The 9,569-nt window shown below is 60.1% G+C and carries 6 protein-coding genes; 3 read left to right on the plus strand and 3 right to left on the minus strand.

Features of this window, described 5'->3' with window-relative positions:
* Positions 1-13: 13 nt before the first annotated feature.
* The 3 genes from EXN68_RS13160 (at position 14) to EXN68_RS13175 (ending at position 5,000) form a co-directional block, all read left to right on the plus strand.
* Positions 14-1,954 (plus strand): DUF2207 domain-containing protein, encoded by a 1,941-nt coding sequence (locus EXN68_RS13160; protein ID WP_142841226.1) that lies wholly within the window; start codon positions 14-16, stop codon positions 1,952-1,954.
* A 98-nt stretch (positions 1,955-2,052) separates the two neighbouring features.
* The gene (glyS, locus tag EXN68_RS13165; RefSeq protein WP_142841228.1) at positions 2,053-4,275 is read left to right on the plus strand and encodes a glycine--tRNA ligase subunit beta; all 2,223 of its coding nucleotides are present in this window, start codon (positions 2,053-2,055) and stop codon (positions 4,273-4,275) included.
* Positions 4,276-4,505: 230 nt separating this feature from the next.
* Positions 4,506-5,000 (plus strand): 2-thiouracil desulfurase family protein, encoded by a 495-nt coding sequence (locus tag EXN68_RS13175; protein ID WP_142841330.1) that lies wholly within the window; start codon positions 4,506-4,508, stop codon positions 4,998-5,000.
* 222 nt (positions 5,001-5,222) lie between these two features.
* Here the strand turns inward: EXN68_RS13175 and EXN68_RS13180 are convergent, their stop codons facing one another.
* The 3 genes from EXN68_RS13180 to purD form a co-directional block, all read right to left on the minus strand.
* The gene (locus tag EXN68_RS13180) at positions 5,223-7,046 is read right to left on the minus strand and encodes a methyl-accepting chemotaxis protein (protein ID WP_142841230.1); all 1,824 of its coding nucleotides are present in this window, start codon (positions 7,044-7,046) and stop codon (positions 5,223-5,225) included.
* A gap of 326 nt (positions 7,047-7,372) precedes the next feature.
* Positions 7,373-7,882, minus strand: coding sequence for a plant virulence effector HPE1-like domain-containing protein (locus tag EXN68_RS13185; RefSeq protein WP_142841232.1), 510 nt, complete (start codon positions 7,880-7,882; stop codon positions 7,373-7,375).
* A gap of 155 nt (positions 7,883-8,037) precedes the next feature.
* Positions 8,038-9,309 carry a phosphoribosylamine--glycine ligase gene (gene purD, locus EXN68_RS13190; protein WP_142841234.1) on the minus strand — a complete coding sequence of 424 codons (1,272 nt, stop codon included), beginning with the start codon at positions 9,307-9,309 and terminating at the stop codon, positions 8,038-8,040.
* Between the last annotated feature and the right edge of the window lie 260 nt (positions 9,310-9,569).

Below are 9,569 nucleotides of genomic sequence, written 5' to 3' on the forward strand. Positions count from 1 at the left end.
GAGGGAACGCCCCGTGAAGACCATCGCCGCAAGACTTCTCGCGCTGTTCGTCTTCCTGGGCGCGGCCTTTCCGGCCCTGGCGGAAGAATTCATCCGCTCCTATCATTCCGTCGTCGAGGTGGCGGCGGATGGCAAGCTGGCGGTGACGGAAACCATCACCGCGCGCGCCGAAGGGCAGAACATCAAGCGCGGCATCTTCCGCGATTTCCCGCTTTATGCGCTGGATGCGAGTAACCGCCGCACCAAGGTGGATTTCAACGTCGTTTCTGTGGAGCGCGATGGAGCTCCGGAAAACTGGCGTACCGAAACTATCGATGGCGGCATTCGCATCTATACCGGCAGCGCCGAGCGTTTTCTGCCGACCGGCGAGCACATCTTCCAGATCACTTACACCACCGCCCGGCAAATCCGTTATTTCAGCGATTATGACGAGCTGACCTGGAACGTCACCGGCAATGGCTGGCAGTTCCCGATGGGCGAGATTTCCGCGACCGTGGTTTTGCCTGAGGGCGTTAAGGCGACAGACACCAACGTCTTTACCGGACCACTCGGTGCAAAAGGCAAGGACGCCCGCATCCTCAGCGAAGGCAACGAGGTGTTCTTCGCCTCCACCCGCCCGTTTACGGTGGGCGAGGGCATGACGATTGCCGTCAAGCTGCCGAAGGGCGCAATTGCAGCACCCGATACCTCGCAGGAGGCGGGCTGGTGGCTGCGCGACAATCTGGCCATCCTGCTTTCCGGCGGCGGGCTTTTCGCCGTGTTGCTGTATCATCTGCGGGCGTGGTTTGCGGTAGGCCGTGATCCGGCCAAAGGCGTGGTGGTGCCGCGCTGGGATGCGCCGGAGGGGCTTTCCCCGGCTTTGGTCAATTATGTCGATAACCGCGGTTTTTCCGGCGCGGGCTGGACGGCGCTCTCCGCCTCGGCCCTTGATCTGGCGGTCAAAGGCTATGTCGTTCTGGAAGATCTGAAAAATTCCATCGTCATCCGCCGCACGGAAAAGGCAACCGCCGCCGATCTGCCAACCGGGCAGAAGACGCTGCTTTCCGCCATCGGCGGTGCGGGCAAGGTACTGACCATCGATAAGGCGCATGGGGCGGAAGTCGAAAAGGTCGGTACGCAGTTCCGCGCGGCGATAGAAAAGGAACATCGCGGCAAATATTACCACAGCAATGCCGGCTATATCGTTTTCGGTATCTTCCTCAGCATCGCCATCATCGTCGCGACGCTGGTGTTTGGTGATCTCGATGAAAGCGCCATTGCCGCCATCCTGATATTCGGCTTTTTCTCTTTCTTCTTCAGCATCCTGTCGATCGGTATCGGCCGACAGTTCTCACGCGGCGCATCGCTGAAAAAGCGCATCGGCGGCATCGTCATGCTGGCCTTTGCCGGTTTCGTGGCTTTCTCGGTCATCGGCGGCATCGCCACGCAAATCCTGCTGGATGTAACGCATGATACCAAGTCTCTGGCGCTGGCCGCCATCGGCGGCATCGTGCTTACCAATGCGCTGTTCCTGTTCCTGATGGGCGCGCCGACGCCGCTCGGCCGCAAGCTTATGGACGGCATCGAAGGCCTCAGAACCTATCTGACGCTGGCGGAAAAAGACCGGATGAACATGGCGAGCGCTCCCGCCATGTCGCCGCAACATTTCGAGACGCTGCTGCCCTATGCCGTGGCGCTCGGCGTCGAAAAGCCCTGGAGCCGCACCTTCGAGACCTGGCTCGCGACAGCTGCCGCCGGTGCCGCCGTGGCAAGTTATGCGCCCGGCTGGTATTTGGGCAGCAATTACGGCAGCTTCGGCGACAGGATCGGCGGCTTTTCCACCTCCATGGCAAGCACCATCGCCTCCACCATCCCACAACCCGTCAGTTCGTCCAATTCCAGCTTTTCGGGCGGTGGCGGCGGCGGCGGTTTTTCGGGCTCCGGCGGCGGCGGCGGTGGTGGCGGCGGCTGGTGATGCGCGCTGGCGGTAATTTAACCGATAGCTGGTGACTTTTGCCGCTGGTCTTGCTAAGTCCGCGACACTCTTTTGCAACAGATTAAAGTCCTTATCCCATGCCCGATCTTCTGCTTGAACTTCGCTCCGAGGAAATCCCCGCCCGCATGCAGCGCAAGGCGGCGGGCGATCTGAAGAAACTCGTCACCGATGCATTGGTGGAGAGAGGGCTGACCTATGAGGGCGCGCGCGAATATTGGACGCCGCGCCGCCTGACGCTGGATATTCGCGGCCTCAACGCCCGCTCCGCTGATGTGCGCGAAGAAAAGAAGGGCCCGCGCACCGACGCCAATGAAAAGGCCATCGAAGGCTTTTTGCGCGGCGCCGGTCTCAATGATATCTCGGAAGCCCAGGTTGTTTCCGACCCGAAGAAGGGCGATTTCTACGTCGCCATCATCAACAAGCCCGGCCGCCCGGCAGAAGAGATCATTGCCGAGGTGATGCCCGGCATCATCCGCTCCTTCCCCTGGCCGAAATCCATGCGCTCCGGCCCGGCCTCCATGCCGAAGGGTTCCAGCTACGCCGGCATCGAAGGCAAGGGCTCCGAAAGCCTGCGCTGGGTGCGCCCGCTGCAATCCATCGTCTGCCTGTTCGGCCCCGAACATGACGAGACGCAGGTCATTCCTTTCGTGATTGACGGCATCGTCGCCGGCAACGTCACCTATGGCCATCGTTTCCATGCGCCTAGCCCGATCACCGTGCGCCGTTTCGAGGACTATGTCTCGAGCCTTGAAAAGGCGAAGGTCATTCTCGACGCCGAGCGCCGCAAGGATATCATCCTGCATGACGCCAAGGACCTGGCCTTCGCCAATGGTCTCGATCTGGTCGAAGACGAAGGCCTGCTGGAAGAAGTCTCCGGCCTTGTCGAATGGCCGCAGGTGCTGATGGGCACCTTCGAGGAAGATTACCTGCAGATCCCGGCGGAAATCATCCGCCTCACCATCAAGACCAACCAGAAGTGTTTCGTCACCCGCAATCAGGGTGCGGAAGAAGGCCTTTCCAACCGTTTCATCCTGATCTCGAATATCGAGGCAAGCGATGGCGGCAAGGAAATCATCCACGGCAACGGCAAGGTCGTGCGCGCCCGCCTGTCGGACGCCCGCCATTTCTGGAACCGTGACCAGGGCGATCTGCCCGATCTCGACACCTTGAAGGATTCGGCCGCGAAATTCGGCCTCGATCTCAACAAGCCGCTCGACCAGCGCATGGCGAAGCTCGATGCGCTGAACGTGACGTTCCATGCCAAGCTCGGTTCTCAGGGCGAACGCGTTGCCCGCATCCGTGAACTGGCAAAGGCGCTGGCCCCCGTCGTTGGTGCCGATGAAGCGCTGGTGGACCGCGCCGTGGTGCTGGCCAAGGCCGACCTGCGCACCGAAGCCGTCGGCGAATTCCCTGAGCTTCAGGGCCTGATGGGCCGCAAATATGCGGCGCTGCAGGGCGAAAACGAAAGTGTAGCCGCGGCCATCGAAGACCACTACAAGCCGCAAGGCCCTTCGGATCGCCTGCCGGCCGACAAGGTGGCGATCACGGTCGCTTTGGCCGACAAACTCGATACTCTCGTCGGTTTCTGGGCCATCGATGAAAAGCCCACCGGTTCGAAGGACCCCTTCGCTCTGCGCCGTGCGGCGCTGGGTGTGGTGCGGATTCTTCTGGAGCGGAATGTTCGGCTGCCAATAGCGGACATTTTCGAACCATGGCTAAAGCACGTTACGGAAAACGTGACTTTCGCGAAAAACCCAGATGACGTCATGTTCGAAGTGGAGGCTGACCTTCTGGCTTTCTTCCATGATCGCCTGAAAGTCTATCTCCGCGACCTCGGCGCCCGTTACGATCTGATCGACGCCGTCCTGACGCCGGAATCCGACGACCTGCTGATGATCGCCCGCCGTGTCGAGGCGCTTACCGCCTTCATCACCGGCGAGGATGGCCGTAACCTGCTGGCGGGCGCCAAGCGCGCCACCCAGCTTCTGGCCGCCGAGGAAAAGAAGGGCACCGTGGTTGCCGATGGCGTCTCTGAAGAGCTGCTGAAGCTCGACGCCGAAAAGGCGCTTTACGCGGCGATCAAGTCTGCCTCTGCCGATGCCGCGAAGGCTGTCGAAGGTGAGGATTTCCGCTCGGCCATGCAGGCGCTTTCGACGCTGCGTGCGCCGGTCGACAAGTTCTTCGAGGATGTGCTGGTCAATGACGAGGATGCGGCCATCCGCGCCAACCGTCTGGCGCTGCTGAAGGCCATCCGCGAGGCAACCGGTACGGTTGCGGATTTCTCGAAGATTACGGGGTGATGGATTGGGTGGCCGGGTATGTCAGCGTACTTGGTTCACCCCCCTCTGTCCTGCCGGACATCTCCCCCTCAAGGGGGGAGATCGAATCGTGGCGACCTCTCGGTGATCTTTGAGGTTGCGAATTTTTGCAGAGAGCCAGCTTCTTGCCGATCTCCCCCCTTGAGGGGGAGATGTCCGGCAGGACAGAGGGGGGTAAGCAGCAACCGCGACTCTCACAGAATGGCTCCCAATTGACCCAAACGCCTCCCAAAATCCTCATCAGCGCCTGCCTCCTCGGCCAGCCCGTCCGCTACGATGGCAAGGGCAAACCCCTATCCCACCCCGCAATAGAGCGCTGGCGAAGTGAGGGCAGGCTGGTGACGATCTGTCCGGAAATGGCGGGTGGCATGCCCGTTCCGCGCCCGCCGGCGGAAATCGAAAATGGTGCCTCCGGTCTCGATGTGCTGGAGGGCCGCGCCCGAGTGCTGGAGGTGACCGGCGGCGATGTCACGGCGGAATTTATCGCCGGTGCGGAAAAGGCGCTGGCATTTGCCAAAGCCAATGGCTGCACCCATGCGCTGCTGATCGATGGCAGCCCATCCTGCGGCTCGGTTGCGATCTATGACGGTTCGTTCTCCGGCCTTAAACATCCGGGCAACGGCGTGACGGCGGCGCTGCTCGAAAAAGCCGGTATTGCCGTATTTTCACCTGCTGATATCGATCGTCTCGATGCGCTGACCCGCTGAAATGAGGTGCCGCAAACACGGCATCGCCAGCTTCTCGACGTCGCAAATACTCCCTGCCGTCATCCTCGCCCTTGAGGCGAGGATCCACAATGCAATCTGGCCATGGGTCCTCGGGTCGAGCCCGAGGATGACGCCGAATATGTGGAGAACGTTTTGGAGAGCACATAAAAATGCCGGGTCTGTGCCCGGCATTTTTGTTTCAATCGCATGAGACTGTTCGGATCACCCCGCCATACGCATCTGCTCTGCCATGCCGTGAAGCTGGTGGCCGGAGGAGACGCGGAAGCCGCGGATGAGGTTCAGCAGTTCTTCGGTGTCCACGGCCAGCGCTTCGGCCGAAGCCGTGGTTTCTTCCGCCATGGCGGCATTGTGCTGGGTGGCGACGTCGAGCTGGTTGAGGGATGAGGAGATCGAGCGCAATGTCGTATCCTGTTCGGCGGCCGAATGGGCGATCTTGCTGACGATCTCGTTCGCCGATTTGATCTGGTCCGAAATGCGTTTCAGCGCATCGCCGGCCTCACCGACAAGGCGCACACCGTTTTCCACCTGGGCGGAAGAACGGGCGATCTGGTCCTTGATCTCCTTGGCGGCGGCGGCGGATTTCTGCGCCAGTTCGCGCACTTCCTGTGCCACCACGGCAAAACCCTTACCGGCTTCACCGGCACGTGCTGCTTCCACACCGGCATTCAGCGCCAGAAGGTTGGTCTGGAAAGCAATGTCGTCGATCACGCCGATGATATTCGAAATCTGGTCGGAAGATTGTTCGATACCGCTCATCGCTGATATCGCCTCTTCCACCACCCGGTCGCTGCGCATGGCCTCCGAGCTGACCGTGGTGACGCGTTTGGCGGCGTCGGCAGCGCCTTCGGCCGTCTGGCGCACTGCAACGGTCAATTCGTCCAGCGCCGCGGAGGTTTCTTCGAGGTTCGCGGCCTGCCGTTCGGTGCGCTGCGAAAGCTCGTTGGAGGCCTTGCGGATTTCCTCCTTGGAACCGCCAATATCGATGCTCTTGGAGTTCACCTTGGCCATGGCGGCGTCGAGATGGGTCAGGGCCTCGTTGAAATTGTCACGCAGCGCCGCATAACGGTTGCCGAGATCGCCGCAACGCACGGTCAGATCGCCGCCCGCCAGCTTCTCTAGCGCCTCGCCGATGGTGGTGACGACGCGGGCCTGCAATGCGGCTTCGTCGCGCTGCATGTCGAGATTGTTCTGGCGCTCGGTGTCGAGCTGGTTCTGCTGTTCTTCCTGCCGGCGCTGCATGGCGTGGCGCTCGCGCACCTTGTCCTGCAGCGAAGCGGTGGCCTTGGCCATCATGCCCACTTCGTTGGTGAGACCGGTATGGGGGATTTTGAGCGAGACGTTTTCATTGGCTACTTCACCAAGCGCACGGTGAATATCGCCGAGTGGTTTCGAGATGCCACGGATGACATAGAAGGCGGCGGCAAGCGCCAGCACGAAGATGGCGGCACCGATGGACAGCGCCTTCATCACCTCGCCGCGAACCTGCGCGTTCAGATCGTCGATATAGACGCCGGTCACGACCACCACCTGCCAGGGCTCGAAGGCAAGTGCGTAAGAGCTCTTGGCGTAGTCATTGCCTTCCATGCCGGGCTTCGGACCGTAGAAATCCGTCTGGCCGCCGCCATTGCGGCCAAGCCGCACCAGCTCGTCACGATAAGCGAAGCCCTTGCTGTCTGGTTTGCCCTTGTAGTTTTCGCCAACCCGCTTGGCATCGGGATGAAACTTCATCGTCACGTCATAGTCGTAACCGAACAGATAGCCATCAGGGGTGAACCGCATGGCGCTGACGGTGGCGTAAGCCTGTTTCATGGCTTCTTCCCGCGACAGCGTTCCGGCCGTTTCCTTGTCATGGAAGGATTGCAGAATGGAAATGGCCGATTGCACCTGCGTCCGCAGCATGCCGTAGCGTTCCTCATAGATCGCATCGGTGGCGGATTTCAGCTGGTAAAAGGTCGCTACGGAGAAAGCGGCCATAAGGGCCACCACGAGCACGATCAGTTGACGGGAGATGGAGAGATTCTTCATGGGCGCTCACAAACGTTTTGCGTCGCGGCCTTGAAAGGCCGCGAGCTGCCGAAGTTTCGGAAATGGAAAGGGCGCCTGATGCGCGGTGATGGACCTGAAAAGCGAGCGTCCGCCCCAGGCCTCATATTGTGCTGCATTGCACCATGAAGTCACTTAGCGACCAAAAATTTGAATAAATATTTAATTAGCGAAAGCTTTATCAGCTTGGCTGACCGAATAACGGCCGGAAAATATATTATTCCCCGAATGGTTGCCGAGACTTACGATAAATACAGCAATGACGCGATTATTTGACGTTTGTCAGGAAGGTGCGCCTAGTGCTGCCGTCAGTTGCCACGCAATTTGAAATCCGGGAATTCGGGTGCGGCGACCACCGAAGCGCTGGCTGGAGCTGCGGCATTATCGGTAGAGATTTCCTTGACGCCGGCGGTCGTCGTCGTCACGTCGATACCGGCAGGTGTCGAAACCGTTTCTTGAGGATGCGCCATGGGTTCGGCATCGTCATAGGTTGCGATTGCGGAGCTGGAGGTTTCCGGCATCCATGCGGGATTGGTGCTGACGAAGGTAACCGGCGCACCTCCGAGCCATGCCTCGGTGCGGATGAGTGTGCGTTTGCCGTCGACTTCGCGCATTTCGGTGTGTTGCGTGCCCGGCTCGATCGATGGAATGGTATAACCCTGCGCTGTGGTTTTGTCCTTCACCGGTTCGCAGTCCGTGCAGTCACGGCGAATGAAGCTGCCATTGCTGGTATGCACGCCATTGATATATTCGATGGAAGACGCCATGGCCGACCCGCTGGTCAGCGCGATAATGGCTGTCAAAAGAAGACGACGCATCGAAAAACCCCCGAAATAACCGCAAAACCCGTGGCTCAGGCACGGCGCGTCATTCAATATTCGGGCAAATATTACTGGTCTTTCGTTTCCATCGGGTCAGCAAACTTGGTAAAAATTGAACGAAATATTCGCTCCCTCACCGTTTGCTGCAAGTATCAGGCCTTTTCCCGGGCCACGGCCTGCCAGCCGATATCGCGGCGGCAGAAGCCGTTTTCCCATTCAACCCTGTCCGTGAGTGCATAGGCACGTGCCTGCGCCTCCGTCACGTCTTTTCCAAAGGCGGTGACGTTCAGCACACGTCCGCCGGTTGCGACGAGTTTGCCGTCCTTCAGTGCCGTTCCGGCATGGAAGACCTTCGCCTCCGCGCTCGCCTCGGGAACATGGGCAATCGGCGTGTTCTTGTCGTAAGCGCCGGGATAACCTTTGGAAGCCAGAACGACAGTCAGCGCCGCATCATCGCGCCATTCCGCCTGCACCTTGTCCAATGTGCCGGTGGCGGTGGCGTAGAGGATCGGCAGAAGGTCGCTCTTGAGGCGCATCATCAGCACCTGGCACTCGGGATCGCCGAAGCGCACATTATATTCGATCAGTTCCGGGCCTTTGGCGGTGATCATCAGGCCGGCGAAGAACACGCCCGAGAAGGGATTGCCGTCCTTGGCCATGCCTGAAATCGTCGGCTCGATGATCTCCTTCATGGTGCGCTCCACCATGGCTGATGTCATCACAGGGGCGGGGGAATAGGCACCCATGCCGCCGGTATTCGGGCCGGTGTCGCCATCGCCGACACGCTTGTGATCCTGCGCGGTGGCGAGCGCCAGCGCCGTCTTGCCGTCTGAAAGGCAGAAGAAGCTCGCTTCTTCGCCATCGAGAAAGGCTTCCACAACCACCTCTGCGCCGGCCGTGCCGAAAGCGCCATCGAAACATTCGTCGATGGCGGCAAGCGCTTCCGCTTCCGTCATCGCCACGGTCACGCCCTTGCCGGCGGCAAGCCCGTCCGCCTTGATGACGATCGGCGCACCCTGTTCACGAACATAGTCCCTGGCCGGTTCGGCGGATTTGAAACGCTGGTAAGCGCCGGTCGGAATATCGTAACGGGCGCAGAGATCCTTGGTGAAGCCCTTCGAGCCCTCAAGCTGGGCAGCGGCTTTCGACGGGCCGAAAGTGGCGATGCCAGCGGCACGCAGATCATCCGCGAGACCCGCCACCAGCGGCGCTTCCGGGCCGATAACGACGAAGTCGATCGCTTTTTCCTTTGCAAAGGCGATGACGGCGGCGTGGTCTTCTACGTTTAGCGCCACCAGCGTCGCGTGGTCGGCAATGCCCGGATTGCCGGGGGCGGCATAAAGCGCATCGAGCAGGGGAGACTGGGCGATTTTCCACGCCAGCGCATGTTCGCGTCCGCCGGAACCGATCAACAGAACTTTCATGGTCAACACCCCTGCAAATTCGCCAGTAACCTTGTGTCAGGGGCGTTAAGGGCAGGGGGGCGAAAGGTCAAGACGAATATATGGCGATTGTCGCGCATTGAGCCTGCGAATAGAGGCTGCAAATCCCTCGTCCGTCATGCCGGACTTGATGTAGCGCGCAAAATCGGCTGGCAGGAAATGCAAGATCACTTGGCAACAATTTTGTTGCGCTTGGAGCGCTCATTTATGCGGATCGATTCCCAATATCGGTAGGCCGAATT

Origin of the sequence: Martinezella rhizogenes (assembly GCF_007002745.1) — a bacterium.
In the GTDB taxonomy this organism is placed as follows: Bacteria; Pseudomonadota; Alphaproteobacteria; order Rhizobiales; family Rhizobiaceae; genus Agrobacterium; species Agrobacterium cucumeris.

What these genes read in the sequence shown, in the direction of transcription:
- EXN68_RS13185 (WP_142841232.1), bottom strand. Translation starts at nt 7,882, where the DNA reads ATGCGTCGTCTTCTTTTGACAGCCATTATCGCGCTGACCAGCGGGTCG.
- EXN68_RS13180 (WP_142841230.1), bottom strand. Translation starts at nt 7,046, where the DNA reads ATGAAGAATCTCTCCATCTCCCGTCAACTGATCGTGCTCGTGGTGGCC.
- purD (WP_142841234.1), bottom strand. Translation starts at nt 9,309, where the DNA reads ATGAAAGTTCTGTTGATCGGTTCCGGCGGACGCGAACATGCGCTGGCG.
- glyS (WP_142841228.1), top strand. Translation starts at nt 2,053, where the DNA reads ATGCCCGATCTTCTGCTTGAACTTCGCTCCGAGGAAATCCCCGCCCGC.